Here is a 23575-nt window from a genome sequence, read left to right as displayed (position 1 = left end):
CTGCGGCGGAATAGTGGCACAGCTAAGCGGCATCTGTCCCGCGCGGCGGTGGGCACAATTGTGCACCTTGGATCAAGCCTTGGTTCGTCGTCGTGGTTTGGTGATCGTTGGCCGGTCACCACCTGAAATCTTCGCTTTCCCGGTGCAGGTAGGGTAACGAACGCAGCCGAGGAACTTGCCAAAGCTGCCGCTTCGCTCGACCAGCCAGCCATCTTCGCAATCCGGGCAAGTCGGGTAGCTGGCACCACACCCACAGCGAACCTCACTCGTCCCTTCCGCATGACGAGGCAGGGCCGTGCCGCAGGATGGGCAGGCGGGCAGCAGGTTTCCGCAGTGCTGGACGTGCTCGCAGCGGTACCAGATGCGGCCATCCTGCCCGGTCACGCCCAGCAATCGCCCGCAGCATTCGCCGCAGACGTGGGCCTCTGGTTCAGCACCGGGGGCTGTCGAAATCCCGTAGGCGGGGTCTTTGCGAAGCTCGGTCACGAAGGACGATGGCCGGGCATTCGAGGCAAGGATCGTCAGGGTATGTCGGGCCCGCGTCATCGCCACATACATGACGCGCCGCTCCTCTGCGTTCTGGAACGCCTCCTCTTCTGGCGAGACCAGAGACAAGAGGGGGTCGTCTACGATCTCTGACGGGAACCCCATGCGCCCGCTGTCAGCGTTCAGCAGGATAACGTGGTCAGCTTCCAGCCCCTTCGAGGCATGGATGGTCTTGAAGCTGATTTTGATCCGCTGAAACCGGCGGCGCAGACCCTGCATGTCTGGCTCGTTGAAGCGATAACGCCCGAGGAGCAGCACCGTTGTGGACTTGCCTTCCAAGGCCGCTGCGGCGGACAGGGCCGCAAGTACCTCGCTCAGTTTCCCTTCATCCTCGCCTTTGGACACGGTCACGACCCTGATCGCCGGGTCGGTCGCTGTCCCGGCCGGGACGATCTTCTTGTCGATCTGGGCGGGGTTTCGCAGAACGAAGGTTCGGGCGGCAAAGGCAATCTGGTCGACCGACCGGAAGGTGCGGCCGAGGTCGACGGTCCTGTGCACGCCAGCCTCGCCATCGAAGCGGCCCCCGAACTCCCGCCCGAAATGGCGCATCAGGTGGATGTCGGACCCGGCGAAGCGGAAGATCGATTGCCAGTCGTCACCTACGGCAAAGACGCGGACATCCGGATGCTGGGCCTTCAGCGCCTTCACCAGCCGGGCCCGGCTTTGCGAGATGTCCTGGAACTCGTCGACCAGGATGTGCCGGAAGGGGCTGACATAGCGGCCGGTCTCGGCATAGTGCGCGGCACGCAGGATCATGTCCTCGAAGTCGATCCGGCCACCGAGGCGCTTTTGGTATTCCTCAAAGACCGGCGCGAAGACGTCCAGGAACGCCTGGGCGCGCTTGCCCAGCTTCATCTGATCGGACTTGGTCTCGCAGTCCTGCAAGCTGTAGCCGCCGCTCTTGAACTTGCGCAGGAAGGTTCCAAGCAGCTTGGAGAAGTCGTCGACCTGCTTCATCTCGACGATCCGGTCGTAGATCGTGTCGGGCGAGCGGGGCTTTAAGGTTACGTGCGGTGCCAGCTTTTCGGCGAGGCCGGTAAGCAAGCGGCCCTCCTGCCGTTCATAGCTGTAGGTCTCGATAAGCGTGGTTTCGTGCTCGGCGTGGACCTTCCGCTTCCAGTCCATGCCCGCCAGGTATTCGTCGCGGTCCACGAAGGGCGCCGTGATCAGCCGCTCGCTGCCATCGGCCACCTTCTGGCGGCGCACCCCGAAATGCTCAATGTAAATTCCGCTTTCGGTCAGCCGGAAATCCGGCTGGTAATCACGCCTGCCAGTTTCCGCGATCTTGTGCTCATAGACGGGCTCGTACTCGTATTCGACGCCGTTTTCGTAGAGCCAGTTGGCGATCTGCAGTTCTTCGTAGCTCTTGACCTTTTCGCCCTGCAGCGTCCGCAGGTCCTGGCTCTCCATGTGCGTGTAGAAGTCGTGCTTGGTCTTGAAATCCCATTCGGTTTTCGGCTCGACCAGGAAATGCGCGAAGAACTGGATGATCGCCCTCGACACCTCAGATAAGCGGTAAACGAGGTCCTTCAGGATCTGCTTGATCAGGTTGCTGAAGGCCATTTCGTCAGTGGCATGGTCGGCCAAGGCGGGCTTGGACCCTTCGACGATCCCGATGATGTCGTAGGCAATCGCGTGGAAGGTCCTCGCGACGATGGGCACGCCGGATCGGGCCTCGACCCGTTCCGACATTTCCTCGGCCGCATTCTTTGCAAAGGCCAGCAGCAGGATTTCCTCCGGCTGACGAATGCCCGCCGTGACCAGATAGGCCGCCTTTGCGGTGATGACGCTGGTCTTCCCCGATCCTGCACCGGCCAAGACGAGTGTCGCGTCCTCATCGACGACGACCGAAAGACGCTGTTCCGGTGTCAGCGGCTTGCTCTCGATGGTGTCGAAGAAATCCTTCCAGCGGTCCAGTTCAGCCGAGACGAAGGTAGCGATGGCATTTGCCCGTGCGGTTTGAGGGTCAGCGGCGAACTTGCGGACGGGCGCGATGCGCGCGACGACCTCGGGACCGATGGCCTCGGCATTCAGCTTCGAAAGAAGCGATGTATCCAGAGCCTGGGCGTCATCCAGCAGCGGCGCGATCTGGCACGCGGCGGGGTATTGGGATGGCGCGGCCAGAGACAGCACACCCGCCAGGACCGTGTCCAGTAGCGCTGCTTCCTTCTCGAGGGCCGAAAGATTGAAACGGGTCCAGGCCGTTTTGACCGCTTCCGAGAAGTCTTGTGCTTCTTTGTGGCCCGCGCCCCTCAGCGTGATACCGAGGTCGTCGCCCGAACGGATTGTCAGTGAGGTTCCAAGTCTTCCCTTCTTCAGCGCAGGCGGATTGGCCATGTTCTCCAAAGAAATGGACGATGTTTGGTTGCCATACCCAATCCTTATCCCATCCGCTTCAAGCTCCATCTTGCGGGCGCCTTTGCCGAACGGGTCACAAAGAAATCCGACGAAGGGGCGTCGACGAAGACTGTTCAAGAAACCATGCCTCGCCGATGGCAGTTACACCTACCTATTGCGACGCGTAAATCCTCGTCAGCTGACCCAGGTTTACAGGAGAACTCGGTAGTTTCGTGAATCTGCATCTGTCGACTTTATTATCTGGTATTCCATTCCGCTTGCGACGGCTATTTGTTCGGCAAATTCCTTCTTCGCCTGCACTACTGCATTATCGATTTGATGATCGCCCTTTACCTCAACAACGACGTATTTTTCGCTTCCGTCAGCCTCTTCCCGCAAGAAAACAAAATCTGGGTAGTAGCTGCGTACGGTATGCGAATCCGGGTCGATATACTGGACGAAGAAATCGGATTGCCCGTGCGTCAGCATTCCGGTGAAGTAAATTTTCTTCACCCGCTTTTCTCTGAGCAAGTCCCAGAACAGCGTTCGTTCGGAGTTTGAATCGAAGCAATAGGTGTCGAGGTGGAAGCTCTTGTCGCGCTCAGCTGCCTTCAGCACCTCGTCGGTACTGCGCACGATCTTATCCTTGGCAGCCGTAACTTCGTAGTAGCCGCTGGAGGGCAATTTGATGAGCTCGACTTCATGCTCTTCTTTTTGCTGATCTTCATCGAGATCAAAAAGCATTCGGAATAGACGGGGTATTACCTCATCATAGAGAAGTTCGTTGAACTCATTTGTGATCTCAACGAGCCTATCTAGGCCTTCTTTTGTTGCGTCCAAAAGGCTTTCGGAATGCAGTGGTGACTGGTTCAGATATCTAGATACCTCACCCACCAAGCTGAGACGTGAAAACGTCTGCTTTTCCCTTCGCTCGGTAAGGTCAAATGTGCGGCTGGATGAAGCGCGAGATGCCTGGGTGGGAGACAGGCCTTCTTGCTGTGTCTCTACCAGGCGATATTTTTCGATAAGCTCGCTCCATTTGTCTCGCGCAGCCAACTCAGGAAACAGAGCTTGGCCTGGCATCACGGTCTTCTCCCGGACCTGGTATTGCTTCCGCACCCGAACAAGCTTGATCTTGACTGGGGGCTCGACGACCTTGACCTGAACTCGCTCTTTGTCGCTCGCAACCTTCTGCAGGTCTGCGGCGCTGATCCTGAAATTCTGCTGCAGTTCGTCGTTCAGGATTTCCATGTTGTCGTCGGAAAGGAACACATGTCCCGTATGCTGGCCTTGGCCGATGGCACGAAGGCAGCGCATCGTGGCTTGGAGAACGAAAACTTTGGACTTGGGCTCTCGGAACAGGCCGACCCCAAACAGTGACCGGCAGTTCCAACCTTCACGGCCCTTGTTTACGAGCAGGATGAATTGCTTCTCGGAGGCCGGCGTGTCCAGCCGATTGAACTCGCGAATATCGTCATTCGAGGTCAGTTTGTCGTCGCCGACGTTGACCAATATGCGGGACGTCGGAAGTCCCCTTTTGGTAAGAGCTCTCTCGACCGCAGGTCGCAGTTCCTTGGTGAGCTCGTCGATCGTTGCCGCGAAGAAGGCCAGCTTGGGCAGCATGCCTTCCGGTTTCAGATCTCCGGTCTCATCGAGGAATTGATCCACGGCGATGTCGATGAATTCGTCGGTGCGGGTGTTTCGGTATCCGTGCAGCACGACCTTCTTGAGGAAGCCCTTGTCGATGGCCTCCTTGAGCCCGTACGCGTAGACCACCTCAGGCAGCACTTCTTTCCCGACGTACGGCGTGCCGGTGTAGTTGTAGCAGGCCACAACGCGGGTTCCTGCGCGGTTCAGGTTGGCGGCGAGCTGGTCGATGGTGGTGCGCAGGCTGGTGTCCGTCTCCTTGGCGCCGATCCCCATGTCCTTGGCGAGGGTCTTGCCGAAGGCGTGGTGGGCCTCATCCACATAGATGCCCAGCTGCTCGAGGCGGCACAGCTTTTCGAACCGCTGGTTTGTGGTCAGTTCGGCCTCTTCCTCGGGTTGATCCCAATCGTACAGGTCGGCTGCATCGCCGTACACGCCTGGTGCCGTCACGGTTTCGGGCGTTGCGCCGAAAAGCGCATCCATCGGGGTCTTTTGCTTGTGCTGCCGCTTCAGGATAATCTTTTGCGTGTTCGACACCACGATGTTGAAGCGCGACCGGTCTAGCGTGCTCAGCGAGGTGCCAGCCTCCTCCAGGTAGTGAAAGCGCAGGTGGGTGGTCAGGAAGTTCACGTATTCCGGCGGCACGACCAGCGCGAGGTCGAAGGACTCGATTTCCTTCAAGGACTGCAGCACCGTCTTGTCCGGGGCGAAGACCAGCGCGTTGTGGCAGTACCGCTTGTCCTTCTCGAATTTGTTCCCCAGCAGGAACTCGTAGAAGATGCAGGTCGCCATGAGGATCGTCTTGCCGGTCCCCATGGTCAGGGCAAAGATGTAGTTCGGGTAGATGCGAGAGTTCTTCCGCATCGCCGCGAAGACGGCCTTGTATTGCTCCTGCGTCACGGCATCGAACATCGACCCTTGGCGCGTGTCACCACCGATGAGCCCGCCTTCTTGGCGGCCTGCGAAGGCGCCGGACTTTTCAAACCAGGCCTTGAAAACCTCCTCGACCTTCGCGTTGTCCATGAATTCCTTCAGGAAAACATAGATCTCCAGCGCCTCGAACTGCGGCTGGCGCAGGAAGGCCTTGGGGTTCTTGTCGGGGTTGTTGAAGTCCAGGAACTTGCGCGTCAGCTCCTTGTAGTGCGTGCGGATCGTGCCGCGATTGCCGCGGTAGAATTCCCACAGGAACTGGAAGAAGGCGAAGTCCAGCGACGCGCTGACCGCTTTGGCGCGCTTAGCCATTGGTCACGCTCCCTTCCCAGGACTCGGAGAGGAGGTCGGTGATCTTCACCCGGATCGTCCCGGCGTCGGCCGGAACCTTGTAGCGGCCCGCGACGAGGTCAGTCTTGCCCGGAATGTCCACCACCGTCGGCTGCAAAATGGCCCCGTCGTAGTTCCAATCGATGAGGATGCTCTCGACCAGTTCGCGCCAGTCCTCGACCGTCTCTTTCTGCATCGACAGCTTCTGCAGCAGGTTCATGGGGTAGAAGCGGTCCACCACCAGCTCGCCATCCTTGATGACGACCTTCGCCTCGGAATCGCGGCGGAACTCGAGGTTCGCCTTGTCGCGCAGGATGTCGACCACCTCGACATCGATTTTGTAGGGCGATGCGGCCAACTTCAACTGGGCGGCAAGGTCAGGTTCATGGCCCATGCAAATCAACGTGATCTTTTCTACAGGTCTGTTAGGGGGCTTCCCCCTGACGACGTTCCCAAGCCTTGTAGTCAAAGCCCGCTGTCAACTCGTTCAAATCCGCTCGCGTGGCGATGCGATTGACCGGCATGATCTTGACCAAGCGCCCATCTTTTTTCGCCATCAAAGAGTGCATTCATTTCAATGGGCTGCACTTCAAGCGCCTCAAGGAGTAGCTCTTTGGCCTGAACTGGATTGCGGAAGACGTCATACTGGTTAACGTTGTAAACCTCAAAACCTGTGAATAGCGGAAGATCCGGGTCAGGTAGGCGGCTTCCAAGTTCCTCAGCGACGCCACAAAGACGCTTTGTGGTCGTTTGGATCGCTCCGAGATTGATGTCTGCGCCGATGAATCTTCTTCCCAACTTCATCGCTGACGCTTGCGTTGTTCCCGCCCCCATGAAGCAATCAAAGACAAGATCTCCTGGCTCAGTGGATGCCGATATAATCCTGTTCAAAAGGGCCTCTGGTTTTTGCGTTGGATAGTCCTGGCGTTCTTTGGCAACTGGGTTAACCGGGGGGATGTCATCCCAAACTGAATCAATGATGTCACCTTCGACTTCATCTAGATAAATCACGCGCGCGCCACCGCCTGTGGGGTTCACGTCGTCTCGGAAAAAGCGTCCATTTGCATCTTTCTTGAAGCGCTTGATATAATCCTCACCGTGAGGTCGAAATTGAACTTTCCACTTGTAGTCGTCTGACATCGCATAGGAGAATATGGTGTCGTGCTTCTGTGGAAATTTGCGCGTCGTAGAGCGCTTGAAGCCGAAATAGCTCCAAATGATCTCGTTTCTGAATCGACCAATTCCGAAAATTTCATCCATAATTGCGCGGATGTAATGATTTTTATGCCAGTCGCAGTGAACATAAATACTCCCACGATCCGAGATTAGTTCGCGGCAAAGTACGAGCCTTTCGTAGATGAACTGAAGGTATTCGTCATTTGTCCAAATGTCGCTATACTGCTTTTCCTCAAAAGAACTTGTGTCGGAGGCGGCAGTTCCCCCCTTCAGTTTTACGGTCTTCTTATATTCGGCCTTAGAGTCGTATGGCGGGTCTATGTAAATCAAATCGACCTTGCCACGGAACTCTTTTAGTAGGTGGCTCATGACCTGGAGGTTGTCGCCCCAGAAAATCTTGTTGCGCCAGCCATCGACCTCTTCGCCATGCACCTCTTTCAACTGGGCTGGGTAGAACTGCGTGGACGTAAACGGCCGCTTCCCGCGCCAGTTCAGCATCGGGTAGCCCTTGATGGGCGCGAACTGGAATTTCTCCACGCTCTCCAGGTTGCCCGTATCGGCACCAAGGCTCATGGCGGTTTGGTCGTCTTTCACATCACTCATCGGTCGTCTTTCCTGAAATTCCAGTTTTTCGCGTCACAATAGGCGCGCATGTCACAGTTCTCGCACAACCTATCGGGGCGCGCGGCTATTCGGTAGTCCGAGCATTCGATGCGGTGGACGATTTCATCAAAGCGGGAGATCGTCTTGCCGATCGCACGGTCATCCTTGGCGAAGCTGACATAAGGGTTCCCGTCCTGCTCGCCGGTGTAATAGAGGTGCATCCGGCTAACCTTCTGGCCGGTCCGCTCTTCGATGAGGTGGGCGTAGACCTCGAGCTGGCTCTGGTACTGGCGCAGGCGGTCGCGGTCCTTCTCCATGTCGGGTTTCTTTTCCGACTTGAAGTCCACCACTTCGACCGTGCCACCTTCGCCCCGGATCAGGTCAACATTGCCCTTCAAAATGTAGTCGTCCTTGACCAGCGAGATCTCGACCTCGGTTTCCTTGATCCGGTCCCAGTTGCCGTTCTCGCGCTCGTAGTAGCGCATGACGTGCCTGCGGGCGGCCTCGAGGGTGATCGGGGCCAGGAAGACGCGCTCCTTCTTCGACAGCATGGCATAGTTGGTGGAGAACCAGCCATCGATGGCGTCGGGCGTGACCGCGTGTTCTTCGCCCCGCAGGACGGCCTTGTGGATGTCCTCGATGGTCTGGTGAACTAGCGTGCCGAACAGCATCGGGCTGACGCGGATGGCGGCGAACTCCAGCTCCTTGAAGAAGCGATACTGCTCTGCACAGTTTTCGAAGAGCGTGATGTGCGAGGTGAAGGAATACTCGCGCTTGAGGTTGATTTCCTTCACCTTTTCGAAGGTGAACCGGGTCAGGTCGACTCCCCGCCACTCTGGCAGGGCGCGGAAGACATCCTCGAAATATTTCGATGGCGACCGGCCGTGCCCGTGCCGCTCCTGCGCGGCGAGGATCAGCAGATTCTGCGCCCGCGAGAACGCGGTGTAGTAGAGACGCCAGAAGTCGAAGTGCTTGATGCTGTCCAGCGGCTCAAACCGCGCCTTCGACAGGTAACCGCCGTCTTCGAGGATCTCGTCCAGATCGGTGTGCTGCTTGCGCGGCACTGCCTCCAGCGATCCGCACACGACCACGGGGAACTCGAGCCCCTTGGACTGGTGGATGGTCAGGAACGAGACGCAGCCCCTCGGCGCGTATTCCGCCTCATCCTCATACTCCCCGATGCCGCCTTCCTTGAGGAAGCGGAAGAACTGGTTGAACAGGTTCCGAAGGTCCCGTTCGAGGTATTCGGGGTTAAGGACCGTGACGTAGTGAAGGTATTCGAACTTGGTGATCAGCTTCGAGAAGGTCGCCAGGTTGCGGGCGGCGCGACCCTTGTCCACGCCCTGCATCGCGTCCTCGTCCAGGAACCGGGAGAACAGGGGGAACTGGAGCAGCTGATAGAACAGCCCAGAGAAGGCATAGTCGGCGGTTTGTGTAAGCACCGCATGTCGCTTGGCGAGTGGCCGGGCCCACTCAAGCATGCGGCGGTTCTCTGGCTTGCGGAGCTCATCCGCGAAGGCCTTGAAGCACTCGTGGTCGTAGTAGTCCCAGATGGCGAGCTGGGCACCTTCGGCCCACTGACGGACCTTGGGGAACTGCGGAAACAGGAAGATCATGGCCCCGATCATCAACCGGATTTCCTCCCGCTCGAAGAACATGTTGGAGCGCGGTGAATAGACGGGGACACCGTGACCTTCGAGGAAACGCGCGAGGTTGAGCACGCGGTCGTTCTTGACCGATCGGAACAGGAAGGCGACCTGGTTCCAGTCGGTAAGGCGACCTGACTCGCGCAGCGCTGTCAGAAATGACAGTACCTCTGCGTGCCAGTTGTCATTCTCCCCTTTTTCGTCGGAGGCGCTCAGCCGTGCCGCGGCGGGTACGTGCGGGAAATCGTCCTCTCGCGGAAGGATCTGTTTTGGAAAGCGAAATGTCTTGCCTTGATCTTCCCAGTCAAGTCGTTCCATCCAATCGTTGTAGAAGTCGATGATGCTTGGGTGAGAGCGATAGTTTACCGTCAGGCGCACCTGCGTACAACTTGCGGGCGCGAAGAGCTGTGGGAATTCCAGAATGTTACGAATTGTGGCGCCACGAAATCGATAGAGACCTTGGTCATCGTCACCGACGACACACAGGTTGCTTTTTTCGCCCGCCAGCAGGAGCAGGATCTGCTCTTGGATAGTGTTGGTGTCCTGATACTCGTCGACCATCAAGTACGTAATCTTGTCTCGCAGCTGGGCGAGGACGTCCGGATGTTGACGCAGCAGCTGCAAGGCCTCGTACTGGATTCCCGAGAAGTCCAAGCAATTGTTTTCGTTGAGAAGCTCTTGATATTTCAAGAAGCAGCGTGCGAGGGCGCGCACCTCAGGATCTGGCGCCGCCTCAAGCGCAACCGGGTCCAGAGCCTCTTCGCTGACCTTGTTGAGCCATTTCATGAGCTGTTCTGACTGTGCCCACCGGCCGGTCTGATCATCTCCCATGACGAGTTGCGCGTCTGCAAGCTCCCGAAAGTCCTTGATCCGCTGGTAGAGGAAGTATTGCTGATCAAATTGGTCAAACAGCGTGAAGCTGCGCCTGAGGCGGGTGAATTCCCGAAACTCTTCGAGAACGCGCAGGCAGATCGAATGAAATGTACCGAGGTACATTTCATTTAGGTTGAAGCGGATATCCAGTTCCGTGAGGCGATTTGAAACCCGAGTGGTGAGCTCACGGGCCGCCTTGTCGGTGAATGTGACCACAAGAAGGCTTTCCGGGGTGACCTTCTTCACGGTGATCAAGTGTACAATGCGTTCAACGAGTGTGAAGGTCTTACCGGAACCTGGGCCCGCGATGATCAGAACAGGCCCTTCCGACGCGTTAATAGCCGCGAGCTGTTGGGGGTTTGCGCTGGAGCGATGATCCTTCATTGGATTGCCGACCTCGCCAGATATTTCGGGGCACCGAATACCGCGTCAGCATTGAGAAGTATAATCTGCTGATCTTGGGGCGGCCTAGCGGTCGGCTCAGTGTCGAGACCCAAACGCCTTAGCGCATAGTAGAGTAGCGCCCGCCGAACCGTAATTTTTGCTTTACCGCCTTGCATGCCGTAGTCGAGCGCAATGACTTTAGCCTGCGTTTCGGAGAGCTCCGGATGGGGCCCGACTTCAAGCGTAACCTCGGAAAGCCAGTCCTGATCATCGTTAGCCGATTTGTTGCTTTCGCCCGAGCCTCGGATCTCGAGCATCCGCGACAACAGGAAGTCCTTGAAGCAATCGTCGGTTTGGCAGAACGCCCGAGTGTGCCACCGGAAACCGTCAAACGCGATGGCATGGGGGGCGATCCAGCGCCAGCGCGGCTCGGGGCTGGACAGGGACTGGTACTTTACTTCAATCGCCTCGGACCGGCGGATTGCGCCAACGACCGAACGAAGCGTTGCCGGATTGACCCCACGAACTGGCGTAGGGGCGGCAGCGTAGGGCGGCAGGTTGGCGATCCAGGCGTCCTCGCGGTCGAGGATACCGTCAGCGACCGATCGCAGCTGTGCAAGATAGCGGCTCGCGTCAGGCTCGAGAAACTGCGGCTTGAACTTGGAGCCTCGCACATAGGTTCGCGCACTCTTGTCGTAGGCCATGTTGTCCGGCGCGAAGCCGATGTAGCGGTTCAGGTCGGTGGACGCCTGGTTCACCGAGACCCCGAACTGGTCCATCAGATCGCTGCGGTTCACATGCCCCTCCCAGAACAGGCGGAACTCGATGAACTCGAGGCGCTGCTCGACGCCCCAGCGAAGTTCTAACCTTTCGCTATCCATCACGCCCTCCCGACATCAGTGCGAACCGCACGATAACTATGTGCACCCACTTTCTGTGCTCATATCCACGCTAGCGGACGGGTTCTGCGGGGGCAATCGAAAATGAGCGGAGATTGCATTGAAATTGCTTCACGTTTCTTGCTTACTTCGCAAAGCTCGGGTGCGGGTGCGGGTGCGGGTGCGGGTGCGGGTGCGGCTAGATGAAAGGTCTCACCATCCAGACACTGCTAACAAGCGTTGGTGGCGTCTCGATCTTGCTGCTTCGGCGTCCGTGGGATGCTGAGTGATAAATTCTGTTGAGGGCATTCGCCGTGGCATCAAATTACGAATTGATTTGTGAAGAGAACCGGTCTCGATACGGCACAGAGGGCGCCAAGAAATCTGGCGGTCTCGCTGCAGGCCTCTACGATGATCGGACGCACTTTATCTTCGAGCTACTTCAGAATGCAGAAGACGCACTTGGCAAACGTGGAGCATGGACAGGGCCGCGCACCGTTTCATTCAATTTGGATGAAGAAAAGCTGACTGTCGCACATTTTGGCAAGCCGTTCGATGAAGATGATGTCAGGAGCGTCTGCGACATAGCAGAAAGCACAAAGAACGAGTCGGCAATCGGTCGATTTGGGTTAGGCTTCAAATCTGTCTATACTGTCACCGATCTCCCGGAAATTCATTCAGGCGATGAAGACTTTGCAATAGAAGAGTATGTGTTTCCCAAGAGGGTGGCGCAATCTTCTCGGCGCGCTGACGAGACGCAGATCGTCCTTCCGTTGAAATCGGGAGATTCAACCGCAGGCTCGGATATCACGGACGGATTCCAGAGGCTCGGACCGAGTGCGCTTCTGTTTCTTCGTAATATAGAAGAGATCAATTGGAACGTTGAAGGGGGCGCATCTGGGTTTTACATGCGCAATCCGCCTGATGTGCTCGGACCTAATGTGCGGCGCGTTAGCCTAATCGGTCACGAGACCGGTCAAGAAGAAGTCGACCAAAGCTGGCTCGTATTCCACCGGGACGTCTTTTCCGACAGTCAGAAGTCAGTCGGTCGTGTGGAGATCGCATTTAAGGTCCAGCCCCCAAAGGCGCGGTCGGAGCGTTGGGCAGTTCAACCCCTGTCCACGTCGCCCTTGGTGGTCTTTTTTCCAACGGTCGTCGAGACACACCTTGGCTTCCTTGTACAAGGACCGTTTCGAACCACGCCAAGCCGTGAAAACATCCCTCCTGGCGACCCTTGGAACCAGCACTTGGTGATCCAGACATCCGAGCTGCTTGGCGAGGCCATGAGCTGGTTGCGCGACGCGTCTATGCTCGATGTCTCAGTGCTCCGCTGTTTGCCCTTCGACAGGGAGAAATTCCCAGCCAGCAGTAGGTTTCGGCCGGTGTTTGATGCGGTAAAAAATCTGCTGCAAAATGAGGAATTACTACCGACCAGCGACGGGACGTATGTTGCGGCGGCACAAGCAAAACTCGCGCGGACTCAGGATATTCGAGATCTACTCGGTCCCAATCAGGTTGAAGGGCTGTTCGGGGCAAATGTGCAAGCTTGGCTCTCAGGAGACATAACTCAGGATCGAGCGCCAGACATACGCCAATACCTCATGCGCGAGCTAGGTATTGATGAAGTTAGACCGGAGACCCTCATACCAAGCCTGACGAAGGATTTCCTTGCGGCGCAGTCCGATCCGTGGGTGGTGCGATTGTACGATTTTCTAAGCGGACAGGAGAAAATTATCCGCCGTCACCTTGATGCGATCCCGATCATCAGATTGGATGATGGCTCCCATGTCGCCGTCCGTGAAAATGGTAAAGCAAACGCTTTCTTGCCAAGCTCCATCGTTACGAGCTTCCCGACTGTGCGCCGCGCAGTATGTGCCACACCGGAAGCGCGTCAGTTTTTGACTTCGCTCGGAATCACCGAGCCAGACCCCGTAGACGATGTCATTTGGAATATTCTGCCTAAATATCAGCAAGACGAGATCGATGTGGGCGATGAGGCCTACAACGAGGATATTAGGCGGATACTCGCAGCATTTAACACCGACTCAGCCAATCAAAAAGAGAAGCTGCGCGCAGCGCTTCGCGACACGCATTTTGTGATGGTTATCGATGCTGGCAGCGACAAGAGGTACATTGCAAAACCCGGCGAAACTTATATTGCCACCGACCGACTTCAGCAGCTTTTCGAAGGCGTAGCAAACGTCCTGCTGGTTAATAACGAGTACGAAGGCTTGCGCGGCGAAGATATTCGCGACCTGTTAGTGTCATGCGGCGCAAGCCGGTATTTGGTCGTGGAGCAAGTTGAGTCCACACTAGGGTATTCCGAGAAAGAACGGATTCGCCGCGATGCGGGCCTTGAGCGCGCCAGCTGGGAGCAAGTACCGGAAGATTTCACGCTGCGAGGACTATCGCAGTTGCTAAAGCACTTTCCAAAGCTGGCAGCTGAAGAGTCGGCGATAAGAGCCAAAGTCTTGTGGGATGCATTAGCCGATCTGGAAGCGCGCGGCACAGGAGCGTTCTACGGCACGTACAAATGGGGCTACTCCCATGAAGTGAAACTTGCTCGGTTTAGCGCTTCTTTCGTTCGAGAGCTTGTCCGGACGTCTTGGGTGCCAACGGAAAGCGGTGAGCTCGTCGTCCCGAGTCTTGTGGTGTTCGATGATCTTGGCTGGAAGAGCAATCCATTCCTTCAATCTGTCATTGCATTCAAGCCACCGATTATCGACCAGCTTGCCAGAGAGGCTGGGATCGATCCGGCAGCGCTTGATCTGCTGCGGAGGCTTGGCATCACCAGTGTCGCCGATTTAACTTCGCGGTTAGGGGTGCAGGATGCTAGCCCAGAGCCCATGTCCCCGGCCTCCACAGAAGCAGCCGCCGAGATTTCTTCCGACGGTGACGTCTATGACGAAGCCAAGGACCTTTATGGGGACGATATGCCTGATATTGCGCCTGGAACCCCTGACCCAGATGCGGGTGACGATGTGCGCACTGGTTCTACCGGCGGGAGCAAAGGGCCAGGAAAAGGCGACAAGCGCGGTAACCTCGATGCCAACGGTGGCGACGGTCGGGGCAATGGCGTCAGGGATGCCGCGAGCGGAGGTGGCGGCAGAAGCGCTGGTGGGGCTGGCAAGAGCTCTGCGGGGCACGCTGCCGGACGCCCGTTCATATCCTATGTCGGAGCACATGTGGATGACGAGGAGCAGGATCCAGATGGTCTTGACCAAGAGCAGCGCATGCAGCTCGAGGCGGATGCAATCGACCTGATACTCGCGGCAGAGCCCGCACTCTGCAGAACACCAGCAGGTAATCCAGGCTTCGATCTTTACGAGGTCGATGAGAACGACATTCAGGTAAGATGGGTCGAAGTGAAGTCCATGACTGGGACGTTGATGGAGCGCCCCGTCGGACTTTCTCGCACGCAGTTTGATTTCGCGCGCGAGAAAGGAAAATCCTACTGGCTGTATATCGTCGAAAGCGCCAGGAACGCTTCAACAGCTCGCATTCTCGGAATACAAGATCCGGCGGGAAATTCGAAAACGTTCACCTTCGACCACGGTTGGAGCCATGTTGCTACCGAAATTTCTCCCGGCTTAACGGCCACCGAATGAAAGTGGACTAAGCGGGCGCGGTTCAGCCACCGGTCTCGTCCAGTGCGATCTCGCTGAGCTCTCGGTCTTCGAATGCTAGGACATCCTCCATCCGGTAGATGACGCGGCGTCCGATCTTGATGAAGCGCGGCCCGTCACCAGTGGAGCGCCAGTATTCGAGGGTCCTGTGGCTGATCCTCCATCGTGCTGCCAGCTCAATTTGGGTCAGACGTAAGTCAAGCATTTTCGTTTCCTTTCGTGCGACCTTAACGGCCGAAATGAAAATTCCCTGCGCGTCCAACACAATGCTTCGCGCAGGGTTTTTCTGACGATACCCGGGCCAGTTCAGCGCCCGGCTTTCATCTCCTCCAAGTCGCGGCGCTCTTGATTTTCGAACGCAAGCACATCTTCGAGGCGGTAGATTACGCGCCCGCCGAGCTTCATGAAGCTCGGTCCTTCACCAGTCCACCGCCACCGTTCAAGTGTCCTCGGGCTAATCCTCCATCGGGCAGCCAGATCGATTTGACTGAGGCAAATTTCTCGCATTTTCGTTTCCTTTCGAACGACCACCGTGGTCGCACGACAACGAATGCGTAGAAAGAAAACGTATTCAAGTCAGTGTGTTGCGGGGTTCTGCGCGTTGCGCTCTGGGTTCTTCGGACAGTCGGCGCAGCAGCGAGCTTCAGGCCAACGCCATGTCAGATCACGCAATTTCCGTCAGAACATCTTAAGACTCGTCATCCTGCCGGAGCTTCCTCAGGGGTCACAGGAGACGGTCCAGTTGGAAGGGCACTTCCTCCGCCACCAAACCATGACATTCCCCTTGAATATCAATGGCTTAGGTGTGATCCGTGGGTTGCCTGAGGTAACACACGAGGTTACACAAGGCATGATACTGATCTTCGATGCGGGGGCCTTTCGGGTCATGTGCAAGCACCTCCAACAAAAGGGTAATACCTTCTACTACCGCCGTCGCATCCCCGAGGATGTGCGCTCGATCTACAAGGATCTTGGTCGAAGGGCAGAGGAGCAAATGTTCTTCAGCCTGAAGACCACCGACAAGATGGAAGCCTGTCGCCTTGCCGATGCACACACTCGGCGTCTTGATGCGTTATGGAAATCGCACAGAGAGGGGAACAAGACGGCGGTTGATCCTCATGTCGCTCTTGCAACACTTGCGGCTGCCGGAATGTCGCCTGGGGATGCCATCAAATACCGCGACAATCCCGCGATTTCTACCTTCGTGGATCGACTGATCGGGCAACATGAGCCGCATGAGCCGCCGCCCGAGATCACGCCACAGGACCAGTTGACCCTGGACATCCTCTACGGTGCCCCGGTGCCGAAGCTTCTGAGTGATGCCAGGGAGAAGCATTTCGAGTTGGGCAAGGGGCCGAAGAACACCGTAGCGGACAAGCAGTTCGAGCGAGCTTGGGGCCATCTTCTTGAGATCGCCGGGGACATTCCCCTCGACCATCTCAGCCGCGATCATGCCAATGCATTCGTGCGCAAGTTGGTGCAAAGGGGTGTCGGCCCCGAAACCGTGAAGCGTTACTTGGCTCAGGTGCGCCCCGTGATCCAAACGGGTCTGCTTGAGTTCGAAATGACCAAGGCCAATCCCTTCGAGAAGCTGACGATTCCCAACCGTGATGAGGGGCCACGCAAACCCCGAGATACCTTTGAGGTCGGAGAACTGATCGCAATTCAGGCTGCCTGCCACGAAAAGGATGACGAGCGCCGGTGGCTGATTGCGATGCTCTCGGACACGATGACACGCTTGGCGGAACTGCAGCAGATCATGAAAGAGGATGTCAGGCTGAACGATCCGGTCCCCCATATCAGGCTTCGCGTGACCGATGTTCGTAACCTGAAGACGGGACTCTCTGCGAGGTCGGTCCCCCTCGTCGGTGCTGCTCTCTGGGCAGCCCAGCGCGCCATGACGACCGAAGGAAAGTTCCTCTTCCCGAGCATTGCCAAGGATGTCCCGAAAGATGAGTTTCACTCCGGGGCGGCCTCAGCTGCCCTGAACAAGTGGCTCAAGGAAAACAAGTTGGCGCGACAAGGCCAGACGCTCCACAGCTTCCGGCACACGATGCGGGATCGTCTTCGCAACGTGGAAGCTCCGCCCGATTTGATTGACCGGATCGGTGGTTGGGTCACCAAGGGTGTCGGAGAGACTTACGGCAAGGGGCACAGCCTGGAACTGATGCAGCGATACATGCTGAAGACGGTGCTGCCGTTGCCGGGAGAAGGCCCCGCTGAGCACGTATCAGCGGCCTGAATCTCCTTTGAATCTCATCCAAAGGTCACAGCGCAACGCTGAGGCGGGGTCAGACTCGCCTCGAATCTCAGGTTACGGCACATGAATGACATGAACACGGACACTCCCCTCGTCACGGCGCTGGGGCATTGCCGGGATCACCTCGAAGCGGCCCGCATGGCGGAATTCGTCTTTGCTCCGAAGACCGATGCGGCAAAGGCTCTGGTGGCGCATCTGACGGCCATCACGCTTGACCATGAAGCTAAGGCGCAGCCGAGGAAGCGCACACGGCAGGCCGAGGCCCAGAGGAGCTTTACAGGGGCCGTGTCTGCTTTCGCTGCCGATCTGATCCACCATGCCAGGTTTCAGGAGGCGAGAGGGTTCTTCTATCGCTCAAGCGACAAGGAGGCGCTGGGGCAAACCCTGGTCTCGGTGCGAAGCTTCGAGCAATTGCTGCAGTTCTGGCCCGAGATGGGGCTGATGGAGGTCACCAGCTTCTTTCGGGTCAGGGAGACTTGGGAGGGAGACGACACGGGGATTGGCTTTGGCAGGGCTAGACGCTTTCGGGCAACGGCAGAGCTGCTGAGCTTGGCGGAGGGCTTCGGCATCACCCCGGACACGCTCAAGGATCACTTCCTGAAGGAAACGGGGCGCCTGTCTCCGGTCACGGTGCGCTCTGAAGTTGCCAATCGGCATGGCACAGGCGTCACCTCGGCCAATATGCGCTTGGTCGGGGCAAAGTATGATGCTGAGGTCAAAAGGGTCAGGGAGATCAACACCACGCTGGCCCAAGGAGGCTTCGACCTCGCGGAAACACCTCGGGTCTATCGGCTGTTCAACCGGGGCAACTTCCACAACTTCGACTTCAACATGGGCGGAAGGCTCTATTGCTGTTCCGAGGATGATTGGCAGCAGAGGTCGAAAGAAGACCGCGCCCTGATCACCTGCCGGGGTGAACCCACAGTCGAGCTTGACGTAAGGGGAAGCCATCTCTTTATTCTCTACGCCCTGCACGATCTGGAGTTGGACAGCGACGACGACCCTTATTTCCTGCCTGGTGTCGAGCGGGACGTGGTGAAGGGGCTCTTTGTGGCGATGACGGGGAAAGGATCGCGCCTGACCCGCTTTCCGATGACGCTAAGCGAGGACTACGTGAAGCGCACAGGGCGAAAGATCGGTGCCGTATACAAGCTCAGGAAGGTTCTGGACGCCCTGATCGCGAAGCATCCGGTCCTGAGCAAGCTCAAAAAGGGCTCGATGGATTGGGCTCGGCTGCAATACGAGGAATCCGAGTGCTTCATGGAATGCCTGAGCCGCCTTGGGCGCCATCACGGTGTTGCCGCTTTGCCCGTCTTTGACAGCTTGATCATCGCCAAACAGCATCAGGACGTGGCCCTCACCTGTCTGGTGGAAGCTTACGGGAACCGCTTTGGCTGCCTGCCTGAGGTCAGATGCAAATAGGCCTTCCCCTCGGTTGCCCCTTGGCCCTCCAAGGCTGATCATTGGGGGGGTGTCCTTGGATGGTCCAAGGTAGGTATCTGGGCTATTATCCCCTACTCATCAGATACTTGATGGGCTTTGGAGGCTCGGGTTCACTTACGACCACCAAGGCATTACTTGGAAACGTAAGAGTGCCCAAGGTTGCCCCTTCGGTCAGAGGTGAGGGCTCAGCATCAAGAAGAACAATAAGAGTAATAATATAACCCCTCTTTTTGAAGTCGCTTCCAAAACCCCCAACCCCCCTCTGACGGATTGAAAAAGTCCCAAAGCCCAGCGCCTCGCCAGAGTCCCTGGGAAGGCCGTGGAGTCGCCTCCTGCCGTCCCGAGTCTCACCCACGGGAGAGCCCAGGAAGGCCATTCTGGGGCCCTCTCCGAGTCTCCCAGGGCCATCCCAGGTCCAGACCCCAGCCGATCCCCTCTGCCACTGAAGCTTGCCCCAGAGGCAGGTGCAAAGGTGGCGGGATAGCCCCGTCATGGAAGTGGGTTCGGAGTTTTGGCAGACGCCTCTCCCCCACCTCTTTGACCCTATTGGCAGCAAAGGAGGATCACATGCTGATCGGTTATGCCCGCACCTCGACCCTGGACCAGATCGCGGGCTTTGTGGCCCAGAGGAAGGCCCTGCAGGCCCTCGGGTGCGAGAAGCTGTTCGAGGAGCAGGTCAGTTCGGTGGGGCAGCGAGACGCCCTCTCTGCGGCGCTGGAGTTCGTTCGGGAAGGGGACACTCTGGTGGTGACGAAGCTCGACCGCCTGGCCCGCTCGGTGCGTCACCTGGGCGAGATCGTGGAGGCCCTGGAGCGCAAGAAAGTGGGGCTGAGGGTGCTCGACCTGGGGCTGGATACGGCCAATGCCACCGGCAAGCTGATGCTGAATGTGCTCGGGGCCGTGGCGCAGTTCGAGCGTGAGATGATGCTGGAGCGGCAACGGGAAGGCATCGCCAAGGCCAAGGCTGATGGCAGGTACAAAGGCCGCAAGCCCACGGCGCAGTTCAAGCAGGCCGAAGCTCTGGCCTTGCTGGCGGCAGGGACACCGAAGCGAGAGATCGCCCGCAAGCTCGGCATCTCCGAGCGCTCGGTCTACCGCGTCCTCTCGGCTGCGGCCTGAGCATCCCCCCAGACATCACGCAGACATCATGACACAGGAGAGCATCATGCTTCGCAAACTGATCACCCTTTACCGCATCGTCTTCTTCGCCTGGTGCGGGTTGTTCCTGGCCCTGGCCCATGCGGTGGGGCCGCCGCCTCGCGCCGCAAGAAGACACTCGAAAATATCGAAGCCAGCGTCACATCGATCTTTCGTCGGCCCGATCTCGACAATGCCAAACTTAGCGCCGGGGCTGAAGTGTCGCGGCAATCGGTCGCGGGCTCGGGGTCGGCCGCATTCAGCGTGGGAAATTGAGTTTTTTTTGAGCGACAGCTATAGCTTACGCATCGTAGCAAGGGAGAAGTTTAAGATGTCGAAAAGAGATTTTCTCATCCCGCTCGCGGCCGCAGTCGCGATGCTTGACGGGACTGCGTTCGCCTCCACAGATGGGGCTGTCGTCGAGAGTGCCGCTACGGCGCCGGTTCAGCAAAACTTTGTCGCGCCCATTCCTGAGCTCTCTAGGAACATGGTTCTGGAGCGGCATTCTGATGAAGGCGTCAGCTATGTTTGGCACTCAAGCCATGCGAGCCACGCTAGTCATGCAAGTCATGGCAGCCATTGTTCGGGATACAGCTATTGCCAGTGAAGGATTCGCTTGATCCTGGAGTTGAGATCCGTTTCGATGCGGGTTTCATCTCCAAGGATGCCATAAAGAAGGCGCTCTACCGGCACGGGGATGTTGTCACCTTCGAGGTCTCCATTTTGGCAAATGAGCTATGCGTCGCGTTGCGGCTGCGCTCTGATGCACCCGCTGGTGTTGATCTTGAGATAGTTGCCGAGCAACTGCGGTTGGACGCGGTGGATTACGATCTGCGTGAGCGGATCGCTGAGCAAACCGCGCCCCTCCGCAACACCATCCTTGCCTATACATTTTCACGCACAGGCCTGATGTCTTGAGTATCTTTCGAGATAGTTCTACCTTTCGCGAAGAGGCGAACGCCTACACACTCCTGCCCTTTCGCTTCGATCGCTACTCAGCTGGGAAACGCATCCTGACCAGTATGTCGGGAGAATATGTGATACTCTCTGAGGCGGATTTCCAAGCGTTTGTATCTTGCTCTCTCGGCTTGGAGACGCCGAGTTTTGCGCAGCTCTACGCGCGTGGTTTTCTTCGCGTTGGTGCGGATCCGTTGCCGCTCGAAATTACCGCTCTGAAGCTGCGAACTAAGCTAAAAAACCTTGCTTGGTTCACCGGCCTGCACATGATCGTAATTTCGCAGCGCTGCGACCATTCTTGCATCTATTGTCAAGTGTCGCGACAGAGTGCGAATAAGGATGCGTTCAACATCTCAACGGAGACCGGGCGAAAAGTCGTCGATATGATATTTCGTTCCCCCAATCCAGACATCAAAATAGAATTCCAGGGGGGGGAACCACTTCTCAACTTCGAGGCGGTGGAGGATATCGTACTTTATGCTGAAGATGTCGCGCGGAGGATGTCGCGGCGGTTATCTTTCGTGATTGCCACCAATCTCAGTCAAATAGATGACCGAATTGCGCGCTTCTGTAAGGCTCATGGAATATCCATTTCGACCTCTCTAGACGGTCCGCGCGATCTGCATGATGCTAACCGCCCTTTGACGGGAGGAAGCAGCTTTGACGCTACTTTGCGAGGTGTCGAACTGGCGCGGCACCATCTTGGCAGATACTCCGTAAGCGCGCTCATGACGACTACCGAGGCAGGGCTTGGCCGTGTTCGCGACATAATCGACACCTATGTTGAAAACGGCTTTCCAGGAATATTTCTCCGCCCGCTCTCGCCTTACGGCTTTGCTGTTAAGACAAGAACGTACCAGAAATACGACACCACACGCTGGCTAGAATTCTTCGACGAAGGTCTAGATTACATTCTTGAGCTCAATCGGAAAGGAACTCCTTTCAGCGAGTTCTACAGCGGCATGATACTTAAGAAGATCCTTACACCATTTTCTCCAGGATATGTTGATCTCATGACCCCCTCGGGCATCGGTCTGGCCGGGGTGATCTACAACCATGACGGTACAGTTTATGCGTCCGACGAGGGACGTATGCGAGCGGAGATGAACGATTACACGTTTCGCCTAGGCAACGTTCACGAGAACAGTTTCGAAGAGCTATTTGGCTCGGATGCACTACTCACGCCAATTGAGGAATCCTTCGCGGCCTCTGTTCCGATGTGTTCAGATTGCGCCTATTTACCATATTGCGGTTCTGAACCGGTATACCATCACGCCACGCAGGGAGACTTCGTCGGCTTCAAGCCGCGCTCTGGTTTTTGCCAGAGGAACATGCATGTCATTCGTCGACTGATCGATATTGTCGAAGCGGATGGTGAAGATGCGCGTACCCTTCGCCGTTGGAGCATTCAGTGATCCCTCTCGCAGGACATTTGACCGTTAAATCTCCGCCTAAACAACCGGGGCCGAAGCTTTATCGCCTCAGCGAGCAGTCGGACAGGCCCTCCATTCTGGCGCGAGAAGAGTGCTTCCTATCGCGCGACGGAAGCTACCCACATCAGTTTGGTGCCTGCATCTCTCTTGTATCGCCAAGAGATTGCGATGGCCATAACGCCATGTTTCTTTGCCCCGAGCATTTTTCTTACCTCGCGGATGGAGATATCGTGAGGCTTGACGAACATGGTGCGTTGCGCGTCCTATTTCGCAGTAACGCTCCGGTGAATCATTTCCTGTTGACGGAGCAGTGCGACAATCTCTGCCTGATGTGCTCACAGCCGCCCCGGAATGTGGCAAACGAACGATACGTGGACGAGATTAGCCAAATTTTGCAGATGTTGCCGCCATCAACCAAGGCCATCGGCTTCACTGGCGGTGAACCGACAATTCTTGGAGAGCGTTTCGTCGATCTGGTGCGATCGGCTAAGGCATGGCTTCCGCATACCGATCTGCATGTGCTCTCCAATGGGCGAGGTTTTCGCGATGGCATACTAGCGAACGCACTTGCAGAGGTAGGGCATAGGCGATTGAGCATCGGGATTCCGCTTCACGCGCCGGTGCCATGGCAGCACGACTATATTGCTCAGGCGCAGGGGGCATTTCGCGACACGATGATGGGGCTCTGTGCGCTCGGAGAACGCGGTATTCGTACCGAATTACGGATCGTTCTAAGCCGTCAATCTGCCTCGCATCTATCGCTCTTTGCAGATTTCATCTTTCGCAACCTTACCTTTGTTGAGCATGTTGCATTCATGGGACTTGAGCGAGAAGGCTTTGCGAAAGCCAATGACTCCGTCCTCGCGATCGATCCAACCGAGTATAGGTCAGAGCTCGCTTCAGCAGTTCTGAAGCTCAGAGACTATGGCATGAATGTATCGGTCTACAATCTTCCCGCCTGTATGATCGAAAAATCCATTTGGCCTTATGCGTGCCAATCGATCAGCGACTGGAAGAATGAATACCCTGCGGAGTGCGATGCCTGCGTTATGCGCGCCTCATGTTGTGGTTTTTTTATGTCTGGAATTAAGGACGCTAGCGCACGAGTTTTGCCTATTGAAGCACCAATCGCTGTTAATGCTAGGTAACATAATGAGAGGGCGCCGTCTCACACGTCGCCAGCTCGATCGATCTGATTAACAATGCAAAATTCAACGACTACCCAGGGGACCAGCCCAATGCAGATCCCGGCTCCTGGCTCGCGGTAATACGCCGCGCGAACTAATAAAGTTTGGTTCCCGATGGTCTGACCGACCTTATCCTGTCGACGTAGTCGGATGATAAGTTCATCGAAGTCGGCTCTATTTTG

General features: G+C 57.0%; 16 protein-coding genes. 8 read left to right on the top strand and 8 right to left on the bottom strand.

What is annotated here, in order from left to right:
* Positions 1 to 72: 72 nt before the first annotated feature.
* The 6 genes from ACTTAI_RS16550 to ACTTAI_RS16525 all read right to left on the bottom strand — a co-directional run bounded on the left by ACTTAI_RS16550 (position 73) and on the right by ACTTAI_RS16525 (position 11353).
* Entirely contained in the window at positions 73 to 2883 is a 2811-nt protein-coding gene (locus ACTTAI_RS16550; protein WP_444455791.1) for a UvrD-helicase domain-containing protein, read from the bottom strand.
* A 210-nt stretch (positions 2884 to 3093) separates the two neighbouring features.
* Entirely contained in the window at positions 3094 to 5772 is a 2679-nt protein-coding gene (locus ACTTAI_RS16545; RefSeq protein ID WP_444452613.1) for a TnsA endonuclease N-terminal domain-containing protein, read from the bottom strand.
* Positions 5765 to 6184: a hypothetical protein gene (locus ACTTAI_RS16540; protein WP_444452612.1), complete on the bottom strand. Its 420-nt coding sequence runs from the start codon at positions 6182 to 6184 to the stop codon at positions 5765 to 5767. Before ACTTAI_RS16540 ends, ACTTAI_RS16545 begins: the two co-directional genes overlap by 8 nt.
* A gap of 71 nt (positions 6185 to 6255) precedes the next feature.
* On the bottom strand, positions 6256 to 7569 hold the full coding sequence (locus ACTTAI_RS16535; protein ID WP_444452611.1) for a site-specific DNA-methyltransferase: 1314 nt from the start codon (positions 7567 to 7569) through the stop codon (positions 6256 to 6258).
* Positions 7566 to 10472 carry an ATP-dependent helicase gene (locus ACTTAI_RS16530; protein ID WP_444452610.1) on the bottom strand — a complete coding sequence of 969 codons (2907 nt, stop codon included), beginning with the start codon at positions 10470 to 10472 and terminating at the stop codon, positions 7566 to 7568. Before ACTTAI_RS16530 ends, ACTTAI_RS16535 begins: the two co-directional genes overlap by 4 nt.
* Positions 10469 to 11353, bottom strand: coding sequence for a WYL domain-containing protein (locus ACTTAI_RS16525; protein WP_444452609.1), 885 nt, complete (start codon positions 11351 to 11353; stop codon positions 10469 to 10471). Before ACTTAI_RS16525 ends, ACTTAI_RS16530 begins: the two co-directional genes overlap by 4 nt.
* A gap of 311 nt (positions 11354 to 11664) precedes the next feature.
* Between ACTTAI_RS16525 and ACTTAI_RS16520 the strand changes: the two genes are divergently transcribed.
* Positions 11665 to 14958, top strand: a complete 3294-nt coding sequence (locus ACTTAI_RS16520) for a sacsin N-terminal ATP-binding-like domain-containing protein (RefSeq protein ID WP_444452608.1) — start codon at positions 11665 to 11667, stop codon at positions 14956 to 14958.
* Positions 14959 to 14980: 22 nt separating this feature from the next.
* On the opposite strand, the gene ACTTAI_RS16515 is transcribed toward ACTTAI_RS16520, so the two are convergent.
* Together ACTTAI_RS16515 and ACTTAI_RS16510 are read right to left on the bottom strand one after the other, a co-directional pair.
* Positions 14981 to 15238, bottom strand: coding sequence for a helix-turn-helix transcriptional regulator (locus tag ACTTAI_RS16515; protein WP_444452606.1), 258 nt, complete (start codon positions 15236 to 15238; stop codon positions 14981 to 14983).
* Between the two features lie 44 nt (positions 15239 to 15282).
* The gene (locus ACTTAI_RS16510) at positions 15283 to 15483 is read right to left on the bottom strand and encodes a helix-turn-helix domain-containing protein (RefSeq protein ID WP_444452604.1); all 201 of its coding nucleotides are present in this window, start codon (positions 15481 to 15483) and stop codon (positions 15283 to 15285) included.
* 343 nt (positions 15484 to 15826) lie between these two features.
* Here ACTTAI_RS16510 and ACTTAI_RS16505 point away from each other — a divergent pair, with 343 nt between their 5' ends.
* The 7 genes from ACTTAI_RS16505 (at position 15827) to hxsC (ending at position 23354) form a co-directional block, all read left to right on the top strand.
* On the top strand, positions 15827 to 17218 hold the full coding sequence (locus tag ACTTAI_RS16505; RefSeq protein ID WP_444452602.1) for a DUF6538 domain-containing protein: 1392 nt from the start codon (positions 15827 to 15829) through the stop codon (positions 17216 to 17218).
* An 81-nt stretch (positions 17219 to 17299) separates the two neighbouring features.
* The gene (locus ACTTAI_RS16500; RefSeq protein ID WP_444452600.1) at positions 17300 to 18658 is read left to right on the top strand and encodes a hypothetical protein; all 1359 of its coding nucleotides are present in this window, start codon (positions 17300 to 17302) and stop codon (positions 18656 to 18658) included.
* Positions 18659 to 19246: 588 nt separating this feature from the next.
* The gene (locus ACTTAI_RS16495; protein WP_444452599.1) at positions 19247 to 19798 is read left to right on the top strand and encodes a recombinase family protein; all 552 of its coding nucleotides are present in this window, start codon (positions 19247 to 19249) and stop codon (positions 19796 to 19798) included.
* A gap of 46 nt (positions 19799 to 19844) precedes the next feature.
* Positions 19845 to 20423, top strand: coding sequence for a hypothetical protein (locus tag ACTTAI_RS16490; protein ID WP_444452597.1), 579 nt, complete (start codon positions 19845 to 19847; stop codon positions 20421 to 20423).
* Positions 20420 to 20734, top strand: a complete 315-nt coding sequence (locus tag ACTTAI_RS16485) for a hypothetical protein (RefSeq protein WP_444452596.1) — start codon at positions 20420 to 20422, stop codon at positions 20732 to 20734. Before ACTTAI_RS16490 ends, ACTTAI_RS16485 begins: the two co-directional genes overlap by 4 nt.
* Positions 20731 to 22188, top strand: a complete 1458-nt coding sequence (gene hxsB / locus ACTTAI_RS16480; protein WP_444452595.1) for a His-Xaa-Ser system radical SAM maturase HxsB — start codon at positions 20731 to 20733, stop codon at positions 22186 to 22188. The genes ACTTAI_RS16485 and hxsB overlap by 4 nt, the downstream gene beginning before the upstream one ends.
* Positions 22185 to 23354 (top strand): His-Xaa-Ser system radical SAM maturase HxsC, encoded by a 1170-nt coding sequence (gene hxsC, locus ACTTAI_RS16475; protein ID WP_444452594.1) that lies wholly within the window; start codon positions 22185 to 22187, stop codon positions 23352 to 23354. Before hxsB ends, hxsC begins: the two co-directional genes overlap by 4 nt.
* Positions 23355 to 23575 lie beyond the last annotated feature (221 nt).

The sequence above is a fragment of the Rhodobacter capsulatus genome, from assembly GCF_052363175.1.
Classification (GTDB): domain Bacteria; phylum Pseudomonadota; class Alphaproteobacteria; order Rhodobacterales; family Rhodobacteraceae; genus Rhodobacter; species Rhodobacter capsulatus_D.
The sequence above is the reverse complement of the archived record's forward strand: the minus strand, read 5'-3'. Positions and strand labels throughout refer to the sequence as shown.